The sequence below is a fragment of the Kitasatospora sp. NPDC096128 genome, assembly GCF_040303105.1.
Classification (GTDB): domain Bacteria; phylum Actinomycetota; class Actinomycetes; order Streptomycetales; family Streptomycetaceae; genus Kitasatospora.
Map to the genome: position 1 here is coordinate 49,666 of NZ_JBEOSP010000024.1, position 25,550 is coordinate 75,215.

Consider the following 25,550-nt stretch of genomic DNA (forward strand, 5'->3'; position numbering starts at 1 on the left):
GCTCGTAGTCGAGGAGACCGTCGTGAACCTGGACCAGCAGCTGTGGCAGGCATGGAAGTCCATGGATGTGCCCGAGGGCTTCCGCGCGGAGATCATCGAGGGGACGATCACGTTGTCACCCACTGGCGGGACCCGCCACTTCGGCATCAACAGGCGGCTGGGTCGGGCTCTGCACGACTATCTGAGCGGTACCGGCTACGGGCCGGCGCAGGACGGCAACGTGATCGCCGATCTGAAGGTGTTCATCCCGGACGTCTTCGTGGCGCCGGACGACACCGACGACATTGAGCACCCCGAAGGCGTTGGCGTGCTGGCCGCAGGTGTTTCGATGGTTGCCGAGACCGTCTCGCCGGGTGCCGAGGCCCGCAAGCGCGACCATGTCCTCAAGCGCCGTGCCTATGCGGCCGCGGGTATCCCGGTCTACGTGATCATCGATGACTACGAGGACGGCGGAATGGTGACCGTCCTCACCGGGCCGGACCGCGAGCGTCGCGCGTACGAGTACGCAGCCCGGATCCCGTACGGCAAGGAGGCCGTGATCCCGGAGGGGCCCGCCAAGGGCTTCGTGATCGGTCCCGAGATCACCGGAGAGCCCCGTGGCTGACCCGACTCCCGCCTCCTTCAAGCGGGACCTCTCGGAGTGGCGGATCGCCCTGGTGGCCTGGCGGCTGCTGATCATCCAGGCCGCGGATCCGGTGGTGGGGGCGGGGATGCACGAGCACTCCACCTACCGGGCGCACCCGTGGCGGCGGGTCGAGCACACCCTGGGGAGCGGGCGGCGGCTGTTCTACCAGGACGCGGACGCCCTGCGCCGCGAGGTCGCCCGGCTGGAGCGGGCGCACAAGCGGATCCGCGGCGAGATGCCGGACGGCCAGGCGTACGACGCCCGGGACGCGGCGACCAGGGTGTGGGTGCTGCTGACGCTGTTCGAGTGTGTGGTCGCCATGCGGCGGCTCGGCGGTGACCCGTACGACGCCGGGCAACTGGAGTCGGCCTACCGGGAGTTCAGGGAGACGATCGCGGCCTTCGGTCTGCCGGACGAGGAAGTCCCCAAGAGCGCCGCCGACTTGCCCGGCTACTTCGCCCGGTACACCGCCGAGAAGCTGGAGTTCACCGCGGCCGCCCGCTACCTCCTGAACGACATCGTCCGCGAGGCCCCCCGCCCGCGCCGGCTGTGGTTCCTCGGGGACGCCGGCTGGCGGATCACCCGGGTGATCGTCGCCAAGGCGATCCGCGAGCTGACCGTGGCCGACCTGCCGCCGGCCGTACGGGAGCGGCTCGGACTGGTCCGGACGAGGCGGGGCGCGCTGCTGTCCGTGCTGCTGCACCGCGGGGCCGGGGTCGTCGTCCCGCGCCTCCCGGAGCGGATGCGCTACCGCTCCCCGGAGGAGCAGGCCCCGCCGCGCCGGCTGCGTCCGCAGCGCCGGGACGCCCGGGGCTCCCGGGTGGACCGGTTCTTCCGCGAGGTGCTCGACCAGACCGGGGACGGCGTCATCACCGTGCACGACCTGCGGGCGATGGCCCACAACGTGTGCTGGCAGCTGGAGTTGGACGAGGCCGCCGAGGCCCGGGTGTACGCGGCCTTCGACGGGTGGTGGGAGCAGCTGCGGGTGGCGATGGACGCCGACGGGGACGGCGAGGTGAGCCGGGAGGAATTCGTGGCGGCGACCCTGGCGGGCTGCGACCGGGGCGAGGCGTACCTGGAGCAGGGGCTGCTGCCCGCGTTGCGGGCGGTGTTCACCGCGGCCGACACGGACGGCAGCGGCTTCCTGGAGTTCGACGAGTACCGTGCGGTGTTCGGCGGCCCTCGGGTGCACCCGGCCGAACTGTCGCACGGTTTCCGGCAGTTGGATACGGACGCGGACGGGCGGATCACGGTGGAGGAGTTCGTGGGCGGCTTCACCGAGTTCTTCACGGCCCGCGCCGACTCGACCTCGGGCGCCCAGCTCCTCGGCCGTCCGTAGTCGGCCACCGCCCAGCACGCCCCGCTCGCCGCCGCGAGCGGGGCGTGCTGCTGTCAAGTGCCGGTTCGGCCAAGAGCTCCGCGCCGTCCGCCCGCTCGTTCGTTGCCCCGGCACCGGCCGGTCCGCAGACTGTGCGCACCGCCTGCGCCGACCGTGACGCACCGCACACGGGTGTCAACGCCACCCCACCTGCGGTTCCCCCGTAAGGATGGTGGATACTGTGCTTGTGAACGTGTTCACGTTCACAAGCGGACAAGCTTGCACGCTTGTGCAACGGTCTACGGCTATAGATGAAGTTTGTCCGGAACATGCCCTGAAAACGGGCCGGTTGGGAGAGAGGGCGACGTGGAACTGGCAATCGCTCACGAGACGATCGCGCGATGGCAATTCGGAGTCACCACCGTCTACCACTTCCTCTTCGTACCGCTCACCATCAGCCTGGCCGCCGTCGTGGCCGGGCTGGAGACCGCCTGGGTGCGTACGAACAAGGAGAAGTACTTCCACGCGACCAAGTTCTGGGGAAAGCTCTTCCTCATCAACATCGCGATGGGCGTCGTCACCGGAATCGTCCAGGAATTCCAGTTCGGCATGAACTGGTCCGACTACTCCCGCTTCGTCGGCGACGTCTTCGGTGCCCCGCTCGCGATGGAGGCGCTGATCGCCTTCTTCTTCGAGTCGACCTTCATCGGCCTGTGGATCTTCGGCTGGGACAAACTGCCGAAGAAGATCCACTGCGCCTGCATGTGGATGGTCTCGCTGGGCACCGTGCTCTCCGCCTACTTCATCCTGGCCGCCAACTCCTGGATGCAGCACCCGGTCGGCTACGCGATCGACCCGGCCACCGGCAAGGCGCAGCTCACCGACATCACCAAGGTGCTGTTCCAGAACACCACGCTCACCGTCGTCTTCCACACGCTGACCGCCGCCTTCCTGACCGGCGCCGCCTTCATGGTCGGCATCTCCTCCTTCCACCTCTGGAAGGCCAAGCGCAGGCCCGCGAGCGCCGACCCCAAGAAGACCGCCGTGATGCGCACCTCGCTGCGGCTCGGCCTGGTGCTCGCCGTGGTGTTCGGCGCCGGCACCGCGCTCAGCGGCGACACCCTCGGCAAGGTCATGTTCGAGCAGCAGCCGATGAAGATGGCCGCCGCCGAGGCACTGTGGGACACCCAGTCGCCCGCGCCGTTCTCGATCTTCGCGGTCGGCGACGTCAGCAAGGGCCACAACTCGGTCGAGCTGGAGGTCCCCGGGATACTCTCCTTCCTCGCCCACAGCGACTTCAGCTCCTCCGTCCCCGGCATCAACGACACCGCGGCCGCCGAGGCCGCCGCGCACGGCGGCAACCCCAAGGACTACATCCCGAGCGTCTTCGTGACGTACTGGGGCTTCCGATTCATGATCGGCTTCGGGATGACCTCCTTCGTCGCCGCCCTGATCGGCCTCTGGACCACCCGCCGCAGGTTCCTGCTGCGCCCCGAGTTCCGCACCGGCGACACCGAGGTGCCCCGGCTGATGCTCACCCCGTCACGGGAGATGGGGCCGCTGCTCACCAAGTGGAGCTGGCGGATCGGCATCCTGACCATGGGCTTCCCGCTGATCGCCAACAGCTTCGGCTGGATCTTCACCGAGATGGGCCGTCAGCCCTGGGCCGTCTTCGGCCTGATGACCACCGCGAGCGCGGTCTCCCCGAACGTCGGCATCGGCACCCAGATCGGCGCCCTGGTCACCTTCACCACGCTGTACGCGATCCTCGCCGTCGTCGAGGTCCGGCTGCTGGTGAAGTACGCCAAGGCCGGGCCGGTGGTGACCGAGCGGCCCCCGGCCAAGGACCCGTCGCTGCGCGGCCCGTCCGCGGACGAGGACGCCGACAAGCCGCTCGCCTTCGCGTACTGACCGGCACCGCAGGGGATTCGAGGATCTGACATGCAACTCCACGACGTCTGGTTCGGGCTGATCGCGGTCCTGTGGATCGGCTACTTCTTCCTGGAGGGCTTCGACTTCGGGATCGGCATCCTCACCAAGCCGCTCGCCCGGAACACCGCCGAGCGCCGGGTGCTGATCAACACCATCGGCCCGGTCTGGGACGGCAACGAGGTCTGGCTGCTGACCGCCGGCGGCGCCACCTTCGCCGCCTTCCCGGACTGGTACGCGACCCTGTTCAGCGGCTTCTACATCCCGCTGCTGGTCATCCTGGTCTGCCTGATCGTCCGCGGCGTGGCCTTCGAGTACCGGGCGAAGCGCGACGGCGCCCGCTGGCAGCGCAACTGGGAGGAGGCCATCTTCTGGACCTCCCTGCTGCCGGCCTTCCTGTGGGGCGTGGCCTTCGCCAACATCGTCCGCGGCGTGGACATCGACGGGCAGAAGAACTACGTCGGCGGCCTCGCCGACCTGCTCAACCCGTACGCGCTGCTCGGCGGCCTGGTGACGCTCACCCTGTTCACCTTCCACGGTGCGGTGTTCGCCGCGCTCAAGACCGTCGGCGAGATCCGCGAGCGGGCCCGCCGGGCCGCCCTGTACGCGGGCCTGGCCGCCGCCGTCCTGGCCCTGGCCTTCCTGGTCTGGACCCAGGCGGACAGCGGCAACGGCCGCAGCCTGGCCGCCCTGACCGTCGCCGTGGCGGCCCTGGTCGGCGCCCTGGTGGCCAACCGACTCGGCCGCGAGGGCTGGGCGTTCATCCTCTCCGGGGCGACCATCGTGGCCGCGGTCGCGATGCTCTTCCTGGCGCTCTTCCCGAACGTCATGCCGTCCACGCTGAACCCGGCCTGGAGCCTGACCGTGACCAACGCGGCCTCCTCGCCGTACACGCTCAAGCTGATGACCATCGTGGCCGCCGTGTTCACCCCGCTGGTGCTGCTCTACCAGGGCTGGACGTACTGGGTGTTCCGCAAGCGCATCGGCGTCCAGCACATCCCGGGGCACCACACCGGCCAGCAGCCCGCCGCCCCGCTCGACCAGGCCTGACGCCATGCAGCCGGTCGACCCGCGACTCCTCGCCCACGCCCGCACCACCCGTGCCTTCCTCGCCGGATCCGTGCTCCTCGGCGGGGCGGGCGCGGCCCTGGTGGTCGCCCAGGCGAGCCTGATCGCCGAGATCGTGGTCCGCGCCTTCCAGCGCGGGGCCGGCCTCGGCGAACTGGCCACCCCGCTGGTCCTGCTCGCCCTGACCGCCGTCGGCCGCGGGCTGGTCGGCTGGCTCACCGAACTCACCGCGCACCGGTCCGTCGCCCGGGTGAAGTCCACCCTGCGGCGCCGGCTGCTCGACCACGCCACCGCGCTCGGCCCGTCCTACCTGGCGGGCCGGCGCACCGGCGAGCTCACCACCCTCGCCACCCGCGGCATCGACGCCCTCGACGACTACTTCGCCCGCTACCTCCCGCAGTTGGCGCTCGCCGTGGTCGTCCCGGTGATCGTGCTGCTGCGGATCGTCGGCGCCGACCTGACCTCCGCCGCGGTCATCGCCGGGACACTGCCGCTCATCCCGCTGTTCATGGTGCTCATCGGGATGGCCACCCAGGCCCGGATGGACCGGCAGTGGAACACCCTCTCCCGGCTCTCCCACCACTTCCTCGACGTCGTGGCCGGCCTGCCCACCCTCAAGGTGTTCAACCGGGCCCGCGCCCAGGCCGCCACCATCGCCCGGATCACCGCCGACTACCGCCGGGCCACCCTGCGCACCCTGCGGATCGCCTTCATCTCCTCCTTCGCGCTGGAGCTGCTCTCCACCCTGTCCGTGGCGCTGGTCGCGGTCACCATCGGCTTCCGGCTGGTCGACGGCACCCTCGACCTGGAGACCGGGCTGCTGATCCTGATCCTCGCCCCCGAGGTGTACTTCCCGATCCGCCAGGTCGGCGCGCTCTACCACTCCAGCGTCGAGGGGCTCACCGCCGCCGACGAGATCTTCCGGGTGCTGGAGACCCCGCTGCCCGCCGCGGGCACCCGCCCCGCCCCCGACCTCACCGGCGCCGTGATCACCGCCGAGGGCCTGACCGTACGCCACCCCGGCCGCGCCCTGCCCGCCCTGGACGGCGCCGCGCTCACCCTGCGCCCCGGCTCCAGCACCGCCCTCACCGGGCCCAGCGGAGCCGGCAAGTCCACCCTGCTGGCCGTCCTGCTCGGCCTCACCGCCCCCGAGGCGGGCAGCGTCCGGATCACCGCCGCCGACGGGCGGACGCACGACCTCGCCGAGCTGGAACCCGGCAGCTGGCGGCGGCAGATCGCCTGGGTGCCCCAGCACCCCCACCTGTTCGCCGGGACGATCGCCGACAACCTGCGGCTCTACCGGCCCGAGGCCCCCGACGAGCAGCTGTGGACGGCGCTGCGGGCCGCCCACGCGCTCGACTTCGTCACCGACCTGGACGCCGAACTGGGGGAGGACGGCGCCGGGCTCTCGGCCGGCCAGCGCCAGCGCCTCGCCCTCGCCCGGGTACTGCTCGCCGACGACCGGCCGCTGGTGCTCCTCGACGAGCCCACCGCCAACCTGGACGGCGCCTCCGAGGCGGCCGTCGTGGCCGCCGTCCGGACCCTCGCCGAGGATCCGGCGCGCACCGTGCTGGTGGTCGCCCACCGGCCCGCGCTGCTGGCGGTCGCGGACCAGCGGGTCCGGCTGGCGGGAGCGCCGGTCGAGCCGCAGCAGTCCGTCGCCCCGCTGACCCACAGCGGCGCGCCGGCCCCCGCTCCCGCCGGGCCCGAGGAGCCCGAGGCCGAGCCCGCCGCCCCCCGGCTGGCCCTGTCCGTGCTGCTCGGCGCGCTCGCCCTCGGCAGCGCCGTCGCCCTGATGGCCACCTCCGGCTACCTCATCTCCCGGGCCTCCCAGATGCCCCCGGTGCTCTACCTGATGATGGCCGTCACCTCCGTCCGGGCCTTCGGCATCGGCCGCAGCGTCTTCCGCTACGCCGAACGGCTGGTCTCCCACGACGCGGTGCTGCGCACCCTCGGCACCCTGCGGGCCGCCGTGTACCGCCGGCTGACCGTGCTCGCCCCCGCCGGGCTGCCCGCCTTCCGGCGCGGCGACCTGCTCTCCCGGCTGGTCGCCGACGTCGACGCGATCCAGGACCACCACCTGCGCTGGCGGCTGCCCGCCGCCGTCGCGGCCGTGGTCTCGCTCGCCTCGGCCGTCGCGATGGGTGCCTTCCTGCCCTCCGCCGGGCTGGTGCTCGGCCTCGGACTGCTGCTCGCCGGAGTGCTGGTGCCCGCGCTGGCCGCCCGCTGGTCGGCCGACGCCGAGCGGCGCCAGGCGCCGGCCCGCGGGCGGCTGGCCACCGCCGTGGTGGACGGCCTCACCGGCACCGCCGAACTCACCGTGGCCGGCGCGCTGCCCGCCAGGCTGGCCGCCGTCCGCACCGCCGACGCCGCCCTCACCGGCCTCGCCGCCCGCTCCGCCGCCACCACCGCGCTCGGCACCGGGCTGATCGCCCTGCTCACCGGGCTGACCGTGGTCGGCGCGGCCGCCGTCGGCATCCAGGGGGTGCGCGGCGGCTCGCTCGCACCGGTCTGCCTGGCCGTCGTGGTGCTGACCCCGCTGGCCGCCTTCGAGGCCGTCACCGGGATGCCGCTCGCCGTCCGGGCCCGCCAGCGCAGCCGCGCCGCCCGGGCCCGACTGGACGAGGTGCTGACCGCGCCCGCGCCGGTGGCGGAGCCCGCCGAGCCGGCCGCGCTGCCCGCGCAGCCGCTGCCCGTCGCGGTGCGCGGGCTGACCGTACGGCACCCCGGGCAGGCCGTGGACGCGCTCGGCGGCGTCGACCTCGACCTCGCGCCCGGCCGCCGGATCGCCGTGGTCGGCCCCTCCGGCTCCGGCAAGACCACGCTCGCCCAGGCACTGCTGCGCTTCCTGGAGCCCGGCGCCGGGTCCGTCACCTTCGCCGCCGGTCGTCCACAGGCTGTGGACAGCCGCGCGCTCGCGGGCGAGGACGTCCGCCGGGTGATCGGCCTCTGCGCCCAGGACGCCCACGTCTTCGACAGCTCGCTGCGCGAGAACCTGCGGCTGGCCCGCCCCGACGCGGACGAGGACGAGCTGCGCGCCGCCCTCGCCGCCGCCCGGCTGCTGGACTGGACCGAGGGCCTGCCGGACGGCCTGGACACCATGGTCGGCGAGCACGGTGCCCGCCTCTCCGGCGGCCAGCGCCAGCGCCTCGCGCTCGCCCGGGCCCTGCTGGCCGACTTCCCCGTGCTGGTCCTGGACGAGCCCGCCGAACACCTCGACCTGCCCACCGCCGACGCCCTCACCGCCGACCTGCTGGCCGCCACCGCGGGCCGCACCACCGTGCTGATCACCCACCGGCTCGCCGGACTGGACGACGGCACCGTGGACGAGGTGCTGGTGCTGGACGCCGGCCGGGTCGCCGAGCGGGGCCGCTGGTCCGAGCTGGTCGCCGACCCGGACGGGCGGCTGCACGAGCTGTGGCGCCGGGAGCGGGAGGCGGACGGGCTGCTGGAGGCGGTGGCTGCCTGACGGACGTACCGTCCACCGCCCGGCTGCGTCGTCCTTCGGCTGAAAAGCGTACAAACTAGGCTTTCTCCATGGACCCCACGCCGGACCTCCCCGAGACCGCCCCCGAGCCCACCCCCCACCGGGTGCCCGAGATCGCCTCGCTCGGACTGGACACCCTGGTCACCGAGGTCGCGGAACGCCTGCAGTCGGCCGCCGCGGTCACCGACCGGATGCAGCGCCTGCTGGAGGCGGTGGTCTCCATCGGGGCCGGACTCGACCTGCACGCCACCCTGCACCGGATCGCCACCGGCGCCGCCGAACTCGTCGACGCCCGGTACGCGGCCCTCGGCGTGATCGCCCCCGGCGGGCACGGCCTGGCCGACTTCATCCACGTCGGCATCGACGACGCCACCGCCGCCGGGATCGGCGAACTGCCCGCCGGCCGCGGAGTCCTCGGCGCGCTCATCGACCGCCCCGAACCGCTGCGGCTCACCGACCTCGGCGCCGACCCGCGCTCCTCCGGCTTCCCGCCGCACCACCCGCAGATGAAGACCTTCCTGGGCGTGCCGATCCGGATCCGCGAAGAGGTCTTCGGCAACCTCTACCTCACCGGGAAGAAGGGCGGAGGCGCCTTCACCCCCGAGGACGAACAGGTCGTGCACGCGCTCGCCGCGGCCGCCGGTGTCGCCATCGAGAACTCCCGGCTGTACGAGGAGGGCCGCCGCCGCGAACGCTGGATCGCCGGGGCCGCCGCCGTCACCACCGCTCTGCTCTCCACCGAGCAGGCCGAGGGCGCGCTCACCGTCGCCGCCGAACAGGTACGGGAGTTGGCGGGCGCCGCGCTCGGCATGATCCTGCTGCCCACCGGCCCGGTCGGCGAAGGGGACTGCCAGATGCGGGTCGCCCACGCCTCCGGCGAGGCCGCCGAGTTCGTCCGCGGCGAGCTGCTGCCCAAGGACAGCTTCGCCGCCCAGCTGCTGGAGGGCGACAGCGTCCACCTCGACGACATGTCCGGTGACCCCACCGTGGTGATGCGGCTCGCCCGCAGCTTCGGCCCGTCGCTGGCCGTGCCGATGGTCGCCGCCGGGCGGGTGCTCGGCGGACTCTGCGTCTGGCGCTCGCGCGGCGCGCTGCCCTTCACCGACTCCGAGAAGCAGCTCGCCGAGACCTTCGCCTCCCAGGCCGCCCTCGCCCTGCGGCTCGCCGAGGGCCAGCGCGACCAGCAGCGCCTGGCCGTCTTCCAGGACCGCGACCGGATCGCCCGCGACCTCCACGACCTCGTCATCCAACGGCTGTTCGCCACCGGGATGATGCTGGAGAGCGCCGCCCGCCGGTCCGTCGTCCCCGAGGTCAAGGTCGGCATCGGCAACGCGGTCGACGAACTGGACGCCACCATCCAGGAGGTCCGCACCACCATCTACGCCCTCCAGCACGACAGCCACGGCGACGCCCCCGACACCCTGCGCACCCGTGTCCTGCGCGAGGCCAGCCAGGCCGCCGCCGCGCTCGGCTTCAAGCCCTCGGTCAGTTTCGTGGGCCCGGTCGAGAGCCTGGTCGGCGAGAACACCGGCCGCCAACTCCTCGCCGCCCTACGCGAGATGCTCTCCAACACGGCGCGGCACGCCCGCGCCTCCCGGGTCGGCGTGGAGGTCGACGCGACCGTCCACCTGGACGACGCCGGCCGGCCCCTCGGCGGCGACCCCGAGTCGCTCGACCGGGCCGGGCGGCCCGGCGTGCTGCTCACCGTCACCGACGACGGCGTCGGCATCCCCCAGGGCGGCCGGCGCAGCGGACTGCTCAACCTCACCCGGCGGGCCGAGGCCCTCGGCGGCGACGCCTGGCACGAGCGGGGGCCCTACCGGAAGGGCGCCATGGTCCGCTGGACGGCCCGGCTATAAGGGTCCTTACACCGATGGGTGAAAGCTGAACGAGGGAGAACTTCCCGACCAACAGCGCAAGTTGTGAACGTTCTGGGCTTTCGGCGGTTCCGTGTGCACACATAGCTTGGCTCCCGTCCCGGAGGGGACGGTGCTGATCTGTACCACTGGACGGAGGGGCAGTGGACGGTTCCGGCCGCGGTCACACCGCAGCAGGGGCGAGTCGAGGGGGGTTCCGGGCCGAGCGCGCGCCGGACGGGCGCTACCGCTGGCAGCTGAAGGCACCCAACGGCCGGGTGGTGGCGATCACCCCCGCGCTGTTCGAGACGCCCGGCGAAGCCGAGCGGGGCTTCGACGGACTGCGCGTCGGCGCCGCCGAACTGACCGCGCGGATCACCCATGTCCGCGACGGGATCGGATGGGTCTGGGTCATCCCCGGATCCCGCAGCCTGCCCGAAGTGCGCTCCAGCCGCGCGTACGAGCGGTACGCGACGTGCCAGAACGCCTTCCGCCGGTTCGTCGTGCTGCTCGCCAAGCAGCCACCGCGCGAGGCGCCCGTACGCGAGGCGCCCGTACGCGAGGTGCCCGCGCGCGAGGCGGCGTCCCGCGACCTGCCCTCCCGCGACCTGCCCACGCGAGAACTCCCCCGGAAGCCCGTGTCGTCGAGACGCCCCGATGGCCGCTGAGCGGCGCGGACCGCGGCTGCTGATCGTGCCCGCGGCCGACCACTGCGTGGGCTGGGCGCTGCGCGCCGCCAACGGGCGGCCGCTCGGCGTCGGCGTGCGGACCTACCGCAGCGAGGAGGAACTCGCCGAAGCGGTGCGCGAACTGATCATCGAACGGGCCGCACTGCGCTGCTCGACCGTCCAGGCCGAGGGCCGCCAGTGGGTCTGGTCCGCCCACCTGCCGGTGCGCACCACCCGCCCTGGCGCGGCCGGCGGCGTCCCGGTCGCCCGCAGCGCCCGCGGCTACCTGCGGCGCGACCAGTGCCAGGCGGGCGTCGAGGGCTTCCTGGCCGGACTCCAGTGGGTGGGGCAGGAGTTGCGGCGGTCCGGACGGGACGGCCGCCGGCCGCTCTAGCCGGTGCTCCGTCCGTGCTGCCCCGGTGAAGCGGAGGTTTCCGGCAACACCCCGAGCCGCCTCCTGGAGAAGAACGTCGACCGGGTTCGTCCACCCCGTTCCACCCCTGTCGCGTCCACGCTGACCAGTGCCTAAACCTCGTCGAACCGATGAGTCGACATTCCCCGGCCGCCCTCGACCGCCCTTCCGACGGGACCTCCCGGCCCGACAGGATCTGCACTGCCGGAGCGGCCGCAGCAGACACGGCCCCCGGCCCCGAACTCCCCCCGGAGCACGGGTTCACGCGATGTACGTCTCTCCTTCGGAGGAAGAGGAACATGCGTAAGACCGCTGCCAAGCTGCTCACCGTCGCCGCGCTGGCGACCTCGCTCGTCACCATCGCCGGCGGCTCGGCCCTCGCCGACCCGACCGGCACCCCGGCCGCCCAGGACATCGTGGGCGTCGGCTCGGACACCACCCAGGCCGTGCTGAACCAGTTCTCCACCGACTACAACGCCTCCCTGGGCTCCGGCTCCACCCTGCCGCACCTGTACAGCTGGGACGCGACCGGCAGCTCGCCGATCACCACCAAGACCGGGGCCACCTCGATCACCCGCCCGAACGGCTCCGGCGCCGGCATCGCCGCGCTGAACGCCAACACCAGCGCGACCGTGGACTTCGCCCGCTCCTCGCGCGACCCGCAGTCCTCCGACCCGAACACCTTCGACTTCGTCGCCTACGCGACGGACGCGGTGTCCTGGGCGGCCCAGAACGGCGGCCACGCGCCGGCCAACCTGACGACGCAGAACCTGAAGGACATCTTCAACTGCAACGTCACCACCTGGAACCAGATCGACCCGAGCCTGTCGACCAACACCATCAAGCCCTTCCTGCCGCAGGCCAACTCGGGCACCCGGGCGTTCTTCCTGAAGACGCTCGGCGTCACCACCATCAACTCCTGCGTCACCCAGGGCGTCCAGGAGAACCAGGGCTACGACACCGCGCTGAACGACCCCGACGCGCTGGTCCCCTACTCCGTCGCCCACTACATCGGCCAGGTGTACTACAGCCGGGGCAGCGGCAACGACGTTCAGGGCCCGCTGACCATCCGCAGCGTCGACGGCGTCGCCCCGGTCGACACCACCAACAAGGTGATCACCGACGCCTTCGCGGGCACCAACTACGCCCGCTCGGTCTACAACGTCCTGCGCCACGCCGAGTTCGTCGCCACCGACACCCACGGCACCGCGCTGCAGGCCATCTTCGGCACCAACGGCTGGATCTGCACCAGCTCCACCGCGGCCGCCGACCTCCAGAGCTTCGGCTTCCTGCCGCTGCCGGCCGGCGCCTGCGGCAGCACCATCCACTCCTGACCGACCCGGTACGACCCGGCGGCCACGGGCCTCGTGCCCCTGGCCGCCGGCCATCGGACCGCCGGCCAATCGGACCGCCGGCCGTGGCGGACCCGGGAGGGCCGACGCTGTCGGCCGCAACGCGACCCTCCCGAGTCCTGACACGGCCTCCAGGCACTCCTGGCCACCTGGCCACCTGGCCACCTGGCCCACCGACCACCCGCCACCACCGCACCACCTCACCTCTCCCAGGGAGTTCACCATGGCAAGAATCGGCGCCCGTCTCGCTGCCACCGGGGCGGCCGTGGTCCTCGGGATCACCGGCTCCATCAGTGCGGCCGCGGCCGACGGCACCGTCGCCACGACCACCGCGCCCACCGGCAGCGCGGTGATCACCGTCGATCAGCAGTTCCTGGCCAACACCGCGCTCAACGGCATCGTCGTCGTCCCGCTGCCTTCGGCCACCGTGGACGACACCGACAGCGGCCTCACCGCGACCCTCCCGGTCACCGGTGGCATCGCCAACATCCGGGCCTTCAGCGGCCACGTGCAGTTCGGCGGCGGGCTGCTGTTCGTGAACCTCGACAACGGCAAGAACGTGGCCTTCAAGCAGCTCGACTTCGGCGTCCGGGCCTGGAACATCTCGGGCGTCCCGGTCGGCGGCACCGCGCCGGTCGCGCTGCTGGACCCGCGCGGCTTCACCCAGCGGGGTGTCACGGGCACCACCCAGACCCTGTCGGCCACCAGCCTCCAGGTGGACGCGGCCGGGGCGCAGTACCTCGACACCGCGCTCGGCACCACGGTCTTCACCGGCGGCCAGTCGGTGGGCTCGCTCGCGCTGTCCTACACCCCCGGCAGCTGATCCGGCGCTCCGCGGGGAGCATCAGGGCCTGTCCGGCCGATCGACGGGCCCGCGCTCCGGCGCGGGCCCGCTCGTGCGCAAGGGGAGTTCCCAACTCCGTTCCAGGGGCGCCGCGTTGTGTTCTCGTACATCCGGTCGACCGGATCCGGACACATCCGGCTGGCCGAATGGTGGGTACTGGGGGTGCCCGGCCGTCGGCATGCCTGATTCCCTTTGCGCCGGCTCCTGGGCGGCGCGGATTCGCACGGAGGTGCCCGCCATGAGAGTCCGACTGCCCGACCGGAGGGATCCGGGGTGGTGGCGTCGCCGCCTCCCGGCGGCCGCGCTGGTGTGGTCGGTGGTGGTGGCCCTCGGGGTGGTGCCGATCGGCCTGGGCGCCGGGCCGCAGGCGGTGGCGGAGTCCTCCACCGTGACGGTCCAGGGGCCGGCCCTGTTCGACCCGAAGAACCCCGGGACGCCCGGCAAGCCCGGGAGCATCACCGTCTCGCAGACCAAGGACCTCACCAACCAGGTGGTCCAGGTCTCCTGGAGCGGTTTCACGCCGACCGTGGACGGCGTCGGCAACCCGCGCCCGACGGCGCACCGCTCGGACGCCACCACCTTCTACGCCGTGCGCATCTACGAGTGCCAGGGCGCGAACCCGAACATCACCGACTGCTACGACAGTTCGCTGTACGGCGGGGACGCCTCGGCGGGCTTCCAGCAGCAGGCCCCCAAGGTGACGGCCCCGGACTTCCCGAGCAACATGGTGATCGCCCCGACCGGCCCGGACGGCTCCGGAGCCGCGGACATCCAGCTGTACACCTCGGACCAGAGCCCGCACCTGGGCTGTGACGCCACCCATCCGTGCTCCCTGGTGGTGGAGGCGAACTACGGCGGGGACAGCCTCGGCGCCACCAACCCGGCCCACACGGTGGACTGTGCGAACCACACCGTCGACAAGCAGCGCTCCCGCACCACCGCGGCCGACGCGGTGTTCAACCGTGTCGCCATGAACGGGATGTCGAGCGGTGAGCAGTGCGCCTGGGCGAACGCCAAGGTGATCCCGCTGTCCTTCGCGCCGACGCCCGCCGCCTGCGACTCGCAGGCGCCCGCGTTCGTCTCCGAGGGGCTGGAGATGGCCAACCGGGCGATCCAGAAGTGGCGGGCCGGCCTGTGCATCGGCGACTCGCCGCTGTCGTTCCAGTACCTGTCTGCCAGCGGCGAGCCGCAGGCCCGCAGCCGCTTCCTCTCCGGGACGACGGACGTGGCCCTGACGGCGCGGCCGGACACGGACCCGCCGGCGCGCCCGTACGTCTATGCGCCGCTGGCGACCTCGGGGGTGTCGGTGGTCTTCCTGGTCGACGACCCGGCGACGGGGCGCCAGATCAGGGACATGAAGCTGAACGCCCGGCTGCTGGCGAAGCTGCTCACCCAGTCCTACTCGCCGAAGGGCGCCGTCGCCTCGGTGAAGGGGAACCCGACCTGCGTCTTCGCGGACCCGGAGTTCCTGGCGCTGAACCCGCTGCCCGACTCCTCCGGGCTCAAGTGGCCGAAGTTCTGCAACGTCAACGAGTTCGCCCCGACCGTCGTGGGCGGCACGACCGACCTGGTCCACCAGCTGACCTCGTGGATCGCCGCCGACCCGGACGCCGCGCGGTTCCTGGACGGCGAGCCCGACCCGTGGGGCATGCACATCGACACCTACTACCTGCGGCCCGCGTTCTCCGGGTACCCGGTCGACACCTTCATCCGGCAGGACTCGTCCGGGATCGACAAGCCCAAGCCCACGAACGAGGAGCAGCACTGGCGCGAGTTCGAGTGGAACCCGGTCACCTCGGGGCTCGGCGACCTGGTCCGCAGGACCCTGCAGAACAAGCCCAGTTGCATCCAGGCGACGCTCAACGGCGCGGGCGGCCATGACGCCTGCGTGCCGATGGAGCCCGGCACCCGGACGCTGTTCTCGATCATGGACACCGGCCAGGCCAAGGCCTACTCCCTCCCCGAGGCCCAACTGCTGAACCCGGCCGGAGCCTACGTCTCGCCGAGCACCACCGGCTTCCAGGCCGCCGTCGCCGACATGACCGTCGACGCCTCGACCGGTGTGCAGTCGCTGCCGTACGGGACCGCTGACACGGCCTACTCGCGCGACCAGCGGACCTACCCGCTGACCACCGTGCAGTACGCCATGGTGCCGACCCAGGGCGTCCCGGCCGACAAGGCGGCGGCGATCACGAGGTTCCTGCGGACCACCACGACCAGCGGCCAGGTCTACGGCAACGAGCCCGGCCACCTGGCGCCGGGCTTCCTGGCGCTCACCAGCGCCCAGCGGGCCCAGGCGGCGGACGCCGCCACCCACGTGGAGACGCAGGACGCCAAGCTGCCCGGCAACCAGGCCGCACCGCCGAACCCGCCGGCCGTCACCCCCGCCGACGGGGGTACGGCCGGGGGCACCTCGCCGACGGGCCCGGCGGGCGGTGCCGCCCCGGTCAGCGCCGCGGCCGGCGACAGCACGACCGGCGGCGGCTCCGGCGAGGCCTCGACCGGCGGTCTCGGGGCCGGCGCCGCGGCGGCCGGTGGCACCGGCGCGGCTGCCGCGGCCGCGGCCGGCGGGAAGGCCCCGAGCGCCTCGCCGAGCGCGCCCGGCAAGTCGCTGAGCGCCGCGCCCGTCGCGGCCGGGACGCCGGCGGCGGACCGCTCCGGCGCCGCCCGGCTGCTCCTCCCGGTCGCGCTGATCGGCGGCCTGGTGCTGCTGGTCGGCGGGCCGGCCGCGCTGATCCTGGGCGGCACACCGGCCGGGGAGCGGACGCTGGCGGGGCTGCGGAGCGGCTGGTCGCGGCTGCGGCGTCGGCCCTGAGGGCACGAGGGCTCGGCGGGCCCGCCGTCCCGGTCCCGTCGGGCCCTCGGTCGCCCTCACCAACTCCCCTGTAGTCGGAATGAATTGATCCGGGTCGAAACGGGTGGCCGGATTCGGTCCGGCCCTTGTCGGCTCCGGCGGCTCCGGCAGCCCCGGTGGGCCGCGTCGCCTGCGCGGACCGCGCCGCCGGCGCCGCTCGCGCCGCGTGTGCCGCCAACTCCGGCACCGAACTGGCTCGTTGGGGTCTCGTACACACGCGCGACCCGATGCGGCCACCTCCGGATGGCCGAATGGGTACGCGCCGGAGCCGCCGTCCGCCGCCAACCGGCCTTCTCCTGCACCGACTTCGCGCCACTGTCCAGTCCGGGCGCCGCCCGGCATCCGCACCCGAGCACGGAGAGCAGAGCATGACAGCCGCCGCCGAGCCCGCGGCCTCGTCCGCCGGGGCCCCGGGCACACCCGACCGCGGAGCCGACGCCGACGTCCCGCGCACCATCACCGCCCCCGCGACCCCCGGCGACCGGGTGTTCCGCGGCGTGCTGCGGGTGGCCGGGCTCTCGGTGTTCGCGATCATGGGCCTGATCGCGTTCTTCCTGCTGCTGCGCGGCTCGGACGCGCTGCGTGCCGTGGGCTGGTCGTTCCTGACCGAGCAGAAGTGGCAGACCGCGGCGCACACCTTCGGGATCGCGGCCGTCCTGCCGAACGGCCTGCTGATCGCCGTGATCGCGCTGGTCATCGCCGTTCCGGTGGCGCTCGCCACCGCGATCTTCATCTCCGAGTACGCGCCCGCCCGGCTGCGCGCCTCGCTGGTCTCGCTGATCGACCTGATGGCGGCGATCCCGAGCATCATCTACGGCCTGTGGGGGCTGTTCTTCCTCCAGCCGCGGATCATCGGTTTCAGCCGCTGGCTCTCCAACCACCTCGGCGACACGGTCCCGTTCCTGAAGGTGCGCACCGGCGACATCGGGACCTCCTACACCTCCTCCACCTTCATCGCGGGCGTCGTCGTCTCGCTGATGATCATCCCGATCGTCACCTCGCTCAGCCGGGAGGTCTTCTCCCAGGCCCCGCAGGGCGAGCGGGAGGGCGCCTACGCGCTCGGCTCGACCCGGTGGGGGATGGTGCGCACGGTGGTGCTGCCGTTCGGCCGGGGCGGCGTGATCGGCGCGATCATGCTGGGCTTCGGCCGGGCCATGGGCGAGACGATCGCGGTCGCGCTGATCATCTCGCCGAACTTCAAGGCCATCAGCCACATCCTGGAGAACGGCGCCAACTCGATCTCGGCGCTGATCGCGCTGCGCTTCGGCGAGTCGGACGCGCTCTCGCTCTCCGCCCTGATGGCGGCCGGCCTGGTGCTGTTCGCGCTGACCCTGCTGGTCAACGTGGCGGCCGGCTTCGTGATCAACCGGTCCCGTTCCGGGGCCTCCACCGCCGACTGAGGCGGCGTACGGACATGACCGGTCCTGTGCGGACCCCCGAGGACACCCCGGCTGAGACCCCGTCGAAGGGAACGACCCGATGACCACGCTCGACCTGCCTCCGGCCACCGCCGCGGCGCCCGGTCCGGGGGCCGCCGTGCCCGCGGCCGGTCCGGCGGAGCCGCGTCCGGAGAAGCGGGTGAAGCTCGGCGGCGTCACCCGCGAGGACGTGCTCACCGTGGCCGGCTCGGCGATCGGCGCGCTGGCGCTGAACTGGATGCTGTACGAGCGGGTGCTGCCGTTCAGTGGCGCCTTCGGCTTCCTGGTCTGCTGGTACCTGCTCTTCCTGGGCGCCTACTTCACGCTCGGCCGGCTCCAGTGGGGCCCGCTGCTGGTGCGCGAGCGCCTGGTCTCCGTGGTGGCGTGGAGCGCCGGCCTGCTGGTGCTGGCACTGATCGTCGACCAGGTCGGCTACCTGGGCGTGCGCGGGTACGAGGCGGCCCAGCACCTCAACTTCTTCACCGAGTCGATGGAGCGGACCGCCGCGCTCTCCCCGATCACCTCCGGCGGCGCGCTGAACGCGATCGTCGGCTCGCTCGAACAGGTCGGCCTGGCCACGCTGTTCGCGGTGCCGCTGGGCATCGCCGCGGCGATCTTCATGTCCGAGGTCGGCGGCCGGATGGCCAGGCCGGTGCGGACCCTGGTCGAGGCGATGACGGCGCTGCCGTCGATCGTCGCGGGCCTGTTCGTGCTCGGCATCGTGATCCTGACCCTCGGCTTCGACAAGAGCGGCTTCGCGGCCTCGCTCGCCCTCACGGTGATGATGATGCCGATCGTCACCCGGGCCTCCGAGGTGGTCATCCGTCTGGTGCCGGGCACCCTGCGCGAGGCCTCGTACGCGCTCGGCGGCAGCCAGTGGCGGACGGTGTGGAACGTGGTCCTGCCGACCGCCCGGCCCGGCCTCGTCACGGCGGTCGTGCTCGGCGTGGCACGCGGCATCGGCGAGACCTCGCCGGTGCTGCTGACCTCGGGCTTCACCCCGCAGTTCAACGCCGACCCGTTCCACGAGCACCAGGTGTCGCTGCCGCTGTACATCTGGAACTACGTCAAGCAGCCCTACCCCGAGATGGTCGCGCGCGCCTTCGCGGCGGGGCTGACCCTGATGGCCCTGGTGCTGATCCTGTTCGTCACCGCGCGGGTGCTCGGCGGCCGCCGCCCCGGGGAGCTGACGCGCGGGCAGCGGCGCCGGATCGACCGGGAGGCGCGGCGGGCCGAGAGCGCCGCCCGGTCCTCCCGGCGGGCCGGGACGGTCCGTCCGGCCGCGGTCGCGCAGTCGGCCGCCGTCCGTCGGACCGCCGTCCGTCAGACCGCCGCCCACCCCACCACGGCACTGCCCGGGAACAGCTGATGACCCACCCAACCACCCTCCGTACCAGAGGAGTTCTCATGTCATGGGAGGCCGCAAGGCGCTCCGTGGCCGGTGTCCTGGCGGGACTGCTGTCCTTGCTGCTCGCCTCGGGCACCCTGCTGTTCGGGCAGGCCGCACCGGCCTTCGCCGCATCGGTCGCGCTGAGCGCCGACGGGTCCAGCTGGGCCGGACCGGCCATCGACCAGTGGCGCCAGGACGTCGGGCCGCAGGGCATCCAGATCAGCTTCAACCCGGTGGGCTCGGCCGCCGGCCGGACCGCCTGGAGCAACGGGCAGGACGACTTCACCGCCTCCGACGTGCCGTTCCGCAGCTCCGAGGACACCGGCCTCAACTCCGGTGCCCGCACCAGCGGTCAGGGCACCAGGGAGAACCCGGTCTACGGCTTCTCCTACGTGCCGATCACCGCGGGCGGCACGACCTTCATGTACAACCTGGTGGTCGGCGGCAAGCAGGTCCGCGACCTGCGGCTGTCCCCGCAGACCATCGTGGACATCTTCACCAACAAGATCACCAACTGGAACGACCAGAAGATCACCGCCGACTACGGCAAGCAGCTGCCCAACCTGCCGATCACCCCGGTGGTCCGCTCGGACGGCTCCGGTGCCACCGCCCAGTTCACCCGCTGGATGGAGCACACCCACAAGGACCAGTGGGACGCCTACTGCTCCTCGGTCAACGGCACCACCTGCGGTGACTACACCGAGTTCTTCCCGCCGTCCGGCCGGATGGTCGCCCAGAACGGCTCCGACGTGGTGGCCGGCTACATCAAGGCGGCGGCCGGCCTCGGCACCATCGGCTACGACGAGTACGCCTTCGCCAAGCGCAGCAACTGGCCGGTCGTGAAGGTGCTCAACCAGGCCGGCTACTACTCGCTGCCGACCGCCTCCAACGTGGCCATCGCGCTCACCGCCGCCAGGATCCGCGGCGTGGACGACGGCACGCCGCCGTCCGACCCGAACTACCTGCAGCAGAACCTCGACGGCGTCTACACCATGGACGACCCGCGCGCGTACCCGATCTCCAGCTACAGCTACGTGATCGTGCCGCGGGCCGGCGCCGAGCTGCCCCCGCCGGGCCGCTTCAACAACGACAAGGGCGCCGCGCTCAGCCGCTTCCTCGCCTACGTGCTCTGCCAGGGCCAGGGCGAGGCCGACGGCCTCGGCTACTCGCCGATCCCGCGCGGCCTGGTGAAGGGCGGGCTGCTGCAGACCAAGTCGATCCCCGGCAACGCCAGCCCGGTCAACCCGGACACCCTGTCCAACTGCGCCAACCCGACCTTCAACTCGGCGGGCGAGCTGACCGTCCTCAAGAACGCCCCGCAGCCGAGCCCCTGCGACAAGCAGGGCGCCCCGCTGGACTGCACCGTGCAGAACGGCCAGGCGGTCAAGACCGGTTCGGGCGGCACCGGCGGCTCCGGTGGCTCCGGCGGTTCCGGGGGCACGGGCGGTTCCGCCGGCACGGGCGGCACGGGCGGCACCGGCCACGGCAACGGCTCCGGGGGCGGCGCGGGCGGCGGCGACGCGGCCGGTACCGGCGGCGCCGCGGCGGCCGGCGACCCGAACGCCGCCGCGGCCGGCGACCCGAACGCGGGCGGCGACGGCTCCGGCTCCGGCGACGTGGTCGACCCGCAGACCGGCCAGGTGGTCGCGCGCGGCCGGGGCGGCTCCACCGAGGTCGCGGCCAACGTGGTCGAGGTGAGCGGCAAGCCCGAGGACTGGATGCTCTCCTCACTGACCGCCGTCGAACTGCTCGCCGTCGTCCTCGTCCCGCCGCTGCTCGGCCGCCGGCTGCTGCGCCGGCGCAAGGGCCCGGGCGGTGCCTCGTGACGGCACCGGTCCTGGCGAAGCCGGCCGTTGCGCCGCCGTCCGCGGCGGGCGCGGTGGGTTCGGCGGGCTCGGTGGGTGTGGTGGGCGTGGTGGGTTCGGCGGCCGGGCCGGAAAGCCGGGTCACCCCCGCCCGGCGCCGCTTCCTCCAGGGTGCCTGGGCGGTCAGCCTGCTGGCCGCGCTGGTGCTGGGCTTCGTCGGCTTCCTGTTCACGCTCTCGCACGTCCAGGAGCGGCACTACCAGTCGACGGCGTACAAGACCTTCCAGGACCAGCTCGCCCGCGCCGTCGCCCCGACCGGCGCGGCCGCCGACGGCGACCCGGTGGCGCTGGTGGACATCCCGGCGATCGGCCTCCACCAGGCCGTGGTGGTCGAGGGCACCACCGGCCGGGACCTGATGCGCGGCCCCGGCCACCGCCGGGACACCGCGCTGCCCGGCCAGGGCGGGGTCGCGGTGCTGTTCGGCCGCGGCGCCACCTTCGGCGCGCCGTTCGCCCGGCTGTCCGAGCTGCGGGTCGGCGACCGGATCGAAACCACCACCGGGCAGGGCAAGTTCACCTACGTCGTCAACGTGTACGGCGACGGCGACCACCCGATCACCGACCCGGCCCGCAACCGGCTGGTCCTGGTCACCGGCGACTCCGACTGGATCCCCGGCTCCACCGTGATGGTCGGCGCCCGGCTGGAGGGCGACCCGGAGCAGAACCCCGGCGGCCGCCCCGCCGCCGTCGCGTACGACAAGGCGCTGGCCGCGGACAAGGGCGCGCTGGCCACGCTGCAGCTGTGGTCGCTCGCGCTGCTGTGCGCGGTGGCCGGGGCCCTGCTGCTGGCCCGGTACTGGCGCCGCTCGACCGCCTACCTGAGCGCCGCGCCGGTGGTCGGCGCCCTGCTCTGGGCGGTCTACGAGAACGCCGCCGCCCTGCTGCCCAACCTCTACTGACGCGCGCCCGGAGGACGTACCGATGACCGACACCGCCGACCCCACGCACCAGCCGCACGACGCGGCGCTCGACCCGGCCGCCGACACCCTCACCCTCCCGCCGGTCCCGCCCGGCTCCCCGGTCCCGCCAGGCTCCCCGGCCTCCCCGGCCCAGGGCCCCGACGGGGTGCTGGCCGGGTTGGAGACCCGGGACGTCTCCGCCTGGTTCGGCAGCCGCAAGGTGCTGGAGCGGGTCTCGCTGGCGATGCCGGCCGGCGAGGTCACCGCGCTGATCGGCCCGTCCGGCTGCGGCAAGTCCACCTACCTGCGGATCCTCAACCGGATGCACGAGATGGTGCGCGGCGCCGCCCTGGCCGGCGAGGTGCTGCTGGACGGGGACGATGTCTACCGGCCCGGACGGCGCCCCGCCGAGGTGCGGCGCCGGATCGGCATGGTGTTCCAGCGGCCCAACCCGTTCCCGGCGATGTCCATCCAGGACAACGTCTCCAGCGGGCTCAAGCTGGCCGGGATCAAGGTCTCCAAGGAGGAGCGCCAGCACCTGGTGGAGACCAGCCTGCGCCGCGCCGGGCTGTGGGACGAGGTGGCCACCCGGCTGCACACCCCGGGCGGCTCCCTCTCCGGCGGTCAGCAGCAACGTCTCTGCATCGCACGGTCGTTGGCCGTCTCGCCGGACATCCTGCTGATGGACGAGCCGTGCTCGGCGCTCGACCCGACCTCCACCCGCCGGGTCGAGGAGACCATCGCCGAACTGCGCGGGCGGCTCACCATCGTGATCGTCACCCACAACATGCAGCAGGCCCAGCGGGTCTCCCAGACCTGCGCGTTCTTCCTGGCCACCCACGACACCCCGGGCCGGATCGTCGAGGCCGGGCCCACCGCGCAGGTCTTCGGCAGCCCGCGCGACCAGCGCACCTCCGACTACGTCAACGGCCGCTTCGGCTAAGGGAGTCGGAGCCGCCCGGGGAGTCGGAGGGGCTCGGGGAGTCGGCGGGGCCCGGGGAGTCGGAGCCGCCCGGGGAGTCGGCGGGGCTCGGGGAGTCGGAGGGGCTCGGCGGGTCGGCGCGGCTAGCGGAGTTCGATCAGTTCCTCCAGCACCGCCGCGACGCCGTCCTCCTCGTTGCTCACCGTGTGCAGCGGCACCGCCGCCAGCACCTGCGGGTGCGCGTTGGCGACGGCGTACGCGGTGCCGGCCCAGGCCAGCATCTCCAGGTCGTTCGGCATGTCGCCGAAGGCCACCACCTCCGACCGGTCGATCCCGTGCTCGGCGCACCAACGAGCCAGCGTGCTGGCCTTGGTGACGCCGGGCGCGCTGATCTCCAGCAGCGAGATCGGCGCGGAGCGGGTGATCTCGGCCAGGTGCCCGGCCGCCGTACGGGCCTCGGTGAGGAAGGGGTCGGGGTCGAGGTCAGGGTGCTTGGCCAGCAGCTTGAACAGGCCCCGCACCGGGCCGCCGTCCGCCAGCAGCTCCTCGGCCGGGCCGATCGCCCGCACCTCGTCGTCGCCCCACATCAGCACCTCGTACCCGGGCTCCCGGGCCCAGCCGTCCGCGTACTCGAACGCGAAGGCGGTGCCGGGCAGCTTCGCCCGCAGTGTCTCGACCACGGCCAGCGTGGTCTGCGCCGACATCGGGAAGTACTCGATCAGCTCGCCGCCGCGCCGCACGTCCACGATCGCGCCGCCGTTGGAGCAGATCGCCACCCCGTGACCGCCGATGTGCGGGCTCACCTGCTGCATCCAGCGCGGCGGCCGGCCGGTCACGAACACCACCTGCACCCCGGCCGCCTCGGCCGCCGCCAGGGCCGCGGCGGTGCGATCGCTGACGGTGCCGCCCGAGCACAGCAGGGTGCCGTCCAGGTCGGTGGCGATGAGGCGGGGAGCGGTGCGGGGTTCGGTCACCGGTCCATCTTCGCCCATCGCCGCCGCCGCCGACTCCGGTGGCACCTGGCCTGACCGTAGGGACGGGTTCCGGCCCTTCCGGCGCCGCTTTCCGGCCGATCCGGCCCCGCCCGGGGTGTCGCCGCGGCCCGGCGGGCAGAAACCCCCTGGTCACCCCGTCGGCAGGAAGAGCCATGCCCACTCGCCAGCTCCGTGACGAGCCGCCCCCGACCGTCCCCTCCCCGGATCCCGCCGCCGCCTCCCGCGAGCCGGTCCTGCTCGGCGAGGTGCTCTTCCACACCCTCGCCGAGCTCGCCCGCCGCACCCCGGACCAGCCGCCGGCCTTCCCGGCGCAGCGCACCCGCCCGCACCCCTGACGGGCCTCAGCCCAGCTGGGCCAGGCCCTCGGTGGCGATCTCCTCGAACACCGCGAGGTCGTTCTCGAAGATCGAGTCCGGCACCGGCCAGTGGATCACCAGCTCGGTGATGCCCAGCTCCCGGTAGGTGCCGGCGAAGTCCACGAAGGCGTCCAGCGACTGGAGCGGCTTCTCCGTGGTGGAGCCCTGGAGCAGCATCTTCTCCAGCGTCGCCACGTCCCGGCCCTTGGCCTCGCAGGCCGCCGCCAGCTTCCCGATCTGTGCGGCGATCACCCCGGGCGCCTGCTCCACCGGCACGTCCGCCGGCCCCTTCGGGTCCCCGTACGTCACCCAGCCCTGCCCGTACTCGGCGGCCAGCCGCATCCCGCGCGGCCCGGCGGCGGCCACGTAGAACGGCAGCCGCGGCGTCTGCACGCACCCGGGGATGTTCCGCGCCTCGACCGCCGAGTAGTACGCGCCCTCCCGCGTCGTGGCGTCGCTGCGCAGCAGCTCGTCCAGCAGCGGCAGGAACTCCCCGAACCGGTCCGCCCGCTCCTTCGGCGACCACGCCTCCTGCCCCATCGCCGTCGCGTCGAAGCCCGTCCCGCCGGCCCCGATCCCCAGCGTGACCCGCCCGCCGGACACGTCGTCCAGCGTGATCAGCTCCTTCGCCAAGGTCACCGGGTGCCGGAAGTTCGGCGAGGTGACCAGCGTCCCCAGCCGGATCCGCTCGGTCGCGCACGCCGCCGCCGTCAGCGTCGGCACGGACCCGAACCACGGCTCCTCGCGGAAGGACCGCCAGCTCAGGTGGTCGTAGGTGTACGCGGCGTGGAAGCCCAGTTCCTCGGCCCGCCGCCAGATCTTCTGTCCTTCGCTCCACCGGTGGATGGGGAGGATAACGGTACTCAAGCGCATGCAGCGACGATACGCCCGCAAATCGGCGGAACTTCGGACTGCTCGCGAGACGGTACGGGCAGGTCGGCTAGCTTGGCGTCATGGGCACGTTGAGCAGGCGAGAACTCGCCGCACTGGTCGACGAAGCGACGATCGACACCTACGACGAGGTCGAGCAGGTGTCGGCGCTGTTCGCCGCCGTCGAGGAGAACCTGGCGGTGCCGTTCAGCACCTCGGTGCTGGGCGTCGAGGTGACCGTGCGCGGTGTCGACCTGTCGCGGGACGGAAGGATCGTCGCCCTGTGCACCCGCGGCAAGTTCCGGCAGACGATCGGGCTGCTGGACCTTCCGTTGCCGGAGCCGGCTCCGGGCGGAGCGGAGTGGGTCGAGGCATACCGCCATTACTGGGCGCAGTGAGCGCCGGAACCTTCAAGACCGATA

The 25,550-nt window shown here is 73.0% G+C and carries 20 protein-coding genes; 18 read left to right on the forward strand and 2 right to left on the reverse strand.

Going from position 1 to position 25,550, the window contains the following annotated elements; translation table 11 throughout:
- The first annotated feature begins 22 nt into the window (after positions 1–22).
- The 16 genes from ABTY61_RS25380 to ABTY61_RS25455 all read left to right on the forward strand — a co-directional run bounded on the left by ABTY61_RS25380 (position 23) and on the right by ABTY61_RS25455 (position 22,928).
- Entirely contained in the window at positions 23–604 is a 582-nt protein-coding gene (locus tag ABTY61_RS25380; RefSeq protein WP_350507359.1) for a Uma2 family endonuclease, read from the forward strand.
- Complete coding sequence (locus ABTY61_RS25385; RefSeq protein ID WP_350507360.1) at positions 597–1,964, forward strand: oxygenase MpaB family protein; 1,368 nt, start codon at positions 597–599, stop codon at positions 1,962–1,964. The genes ABTY61_RS25380 and ABTY61_RS25385 overlap by 8 nt, the downstream gene beginning before the upstream one ends.
- 345 nt (positions 1,965–2,309) lie before the next feature.
- Entirely contained in the window at positions 2,310–3,854 is a 1,545-nt protein-coding gene (locus ABTY61_RS25390) for a cytochrome ubiquinol oxidase subunit I (protein ID WP_350507361.1), read from the forward strand.
- Between the two features lie 30 nt (positions 3,855–3,884).
- Positions 3,885–4,922, forward strand: coding sequence for a cytochrome d ubiquinol oxidase subunit II (cydB, locus tag ABTY61_RS25395; RefSeq protein ID WP_350507362.1), 1,038 nt, complete (start codon positions 3,885–3,887; stop codon positions 4,920–4,922).
- Between the two features lie 4 nt (positions 4,923–4,926).
- Positions 4,927–8,409 carry a thiol reductant ABC exporter subunit CydD gene (cydD, locus tag ABTY61_RS25400; RefSeq protein ID WP_350507363.1) on the forward strand — a complete coding sequence of 1,161 codons (3,483 nt, stop codon included), beginning with the start codon at positions 4,927–4,929 and terminating at the stop codon, positions 8,407–8,409.
- A gap of 68 nt (positions 8,410–8,477) precedes the next feature.
- Positions 8,478–10,286, forward strand: coding sequence for a sensor histidine kinase (locus ABTY61_RS25405; RefSeq protein WP_350507364.1), 1,809 nt, complete (start codon positions 8,478–8,480; stop codon positions 10,284–10,286).
- 161 nt (positions 10,287–10,447) lie between these two features.
- Entirely contained in the window at positions 10,448–10,951 is a 504-nt protein-coding gene (locus ABTY61_RS25410; RefSeq protein ID WP_350507365.1) for a YegP family protein, read from the forward strand.
- A complete protein-coding gene (locus ABTY61_RS25415; RefSeq protein ID WP_350507366.1) occupies positions 10,941–11,345 on the forward strand; it encodes a hypothetical protein in 405 nt (134 codons plus the stop codon). Before ABTY61_RS25410 ends, ABTY61_RS25415 begins: the two co-directional genes overlap by 11 nt.
- A 317-nt stretch (positions 11,346–11,662) precedes the next feature.
- Entirely contained in the window at positions 11,663–12,697 is a 1,035-nt protein-coding gene (locus tag ABTY61_RS25420; RefSeq protein WP_350507367.1) for a PstS family phosphate ABC transporter substrate-binding protein, read from the forward strand.
- A gap of 241 nt (positions 12,698–12,938) precedes the next feature.
- Positions 12,939–13,538, forward strand: a complete 600-nt coding sequence (locus ABTY61_RS25425) for a hypothetical protein (RefSeq protein ID WP_350507368.1) — start codon at positions 12,939–12,941, stop codon at positions 13,536–13,538.
- Positions 13,539–13,797: 259 nt separating this feature from the next.
- Complete coding sequence (locus ABTY61_RS25430) at positions 13,798–16,374, forward strand: hypothetical protein (protein WP_350507369.1); 2,577 nt, start codon at positions 13,798–13,800, stop codon at positions 16,372–16,374.
- 407 nt (positions 16,375–16,781) lie between these two features.
- Positions 16,782–17,813 carry a phosphate ABC transporter permease subunit PstC gene (gene pstC / locus ABTY61_RS25435; protein ID WP_350507370.1) on the forward strand — a complete coding sequence of 344 codons (1,032 nt, stop codon included), beginning with the start codon at positions 16,782–16,784 and terminating at the stop codon, positions 17,811–17,813.
- Between the two features lie 79 nt (positions 17,814–17,892).
- Complete coding sequence (gene pstA, locus ABTY61_RS25440; protein WP_350507371.1) at positions 17,893–19,200, forward strand: phosphate ABC transporter permease PstA; 1,308 nt, start codon at positions 17,893–17,895, stop codon at positions 19,198–19,200.
- A gap of 38 nt (positions 19,201–19,238) precedes the next feature.
- On the forward strand, positions 19,239–21,047 hold the full coding sequence (locus ABTY61_RS25445; RefSeq protein WP_350507372.1) for a substrate-binding domain-containing protein: 1,809 nt from the start codon (positions 19,239–19,241) through the stop codon (positions 21,045–21,047).
- The gene (locus ABTY61_RS25450) at positions 21,044–21,985 is read left to right on the forward strand and encodes a sortase (RefSeq protein WP_350507373.1); all 942 of its coding nucleotides are present in this window, start codon (positions 21,044–21,046) and stop codon (positions 21,983–21,985) included. The genes ABTY61_RS25445 and ABTY61_RS25450 overlap by 4 nt, the downstream gene beginning before the upstream one ends.
- Before the next feature lie 166 nt (positions 21,986–22,151).
- Entirely contained in the window at positions 22,152–22,928 is a 777-nt protein-coding gene (locus tag ABTY61_RS25455) for a phosphate ABC transporter ATP-binding protein (protein ID WP_350507436.1), read from the forward strand.
- 122 nt (positions 22,929–23,050) lie between these two features.
- Here ABTY61_RS25455 and ABTY61_RS25460 read toward each other — a convergent pair whose 3' ends face one another.
- On the reverse strand, positions 23,051–23,899 hold the full coding sequence (locus ABTY61_RS25460; protein ID WP_502895435.1) for an HAD family hydrolase: 849 nt from the start codon (positions 23,897–23,899) through the stop codon (positions 23,051–23,053).
- A gap of 155 nt (positions 23,900–24,054) precedes the next feature.
- Here ABTY61_RS25460 and ABTY61_RS25465 point away from each other — a divergent pair, with 155 nt between their 5' ends.
- Complete coding sequence (locus ABTY61_RS25465; RefSeq protein WP_350507375.1) at positions 24,055–24,237, forward strand: hypothetical protein; 183 nt, start codon at positions 24,055–24,057, stop codon at positions 24,235–24,237.
- Between the two features lie 6 nt (positions 24,238–24,243).
- On the opposite strand, the gene ABTY61_RS25470 is transcribed toward ABTY61_RS25465, so the two are convergent.
- Positions 24,244–25,131 (reverse strand): LLM class flavin-dependent oxidoreductase, encoded by an 888-nt coding sequence (locus tag ABTY61_RS25470; RefSeq protein ID WP_350507376.1) that lies wholly within the window; start codon positions 25,129–25,131, stop codon positions 24,244–24,246.
- Positions 25,132–25,211: 80 nt separating this feature from the next.
- Here ABTY61_RS25470 and ABTY61_RS25475 point away from each other — a divergent pair, with 80 nt between their 5' ends.
- Positions 25,212–25,526 (forward strand): hypothetical protein, encoded by a 315-nt coding sequence (locus tag ABTY61_RS25475; protein WP_350507377.1) that lies wholly within the window; start codon positions 25,212–25,214, stop codon positions 25,524–25,526.
- The last annotated feature ends 24 nt before the right edge of the window (positions 25,527–25,550 follow it).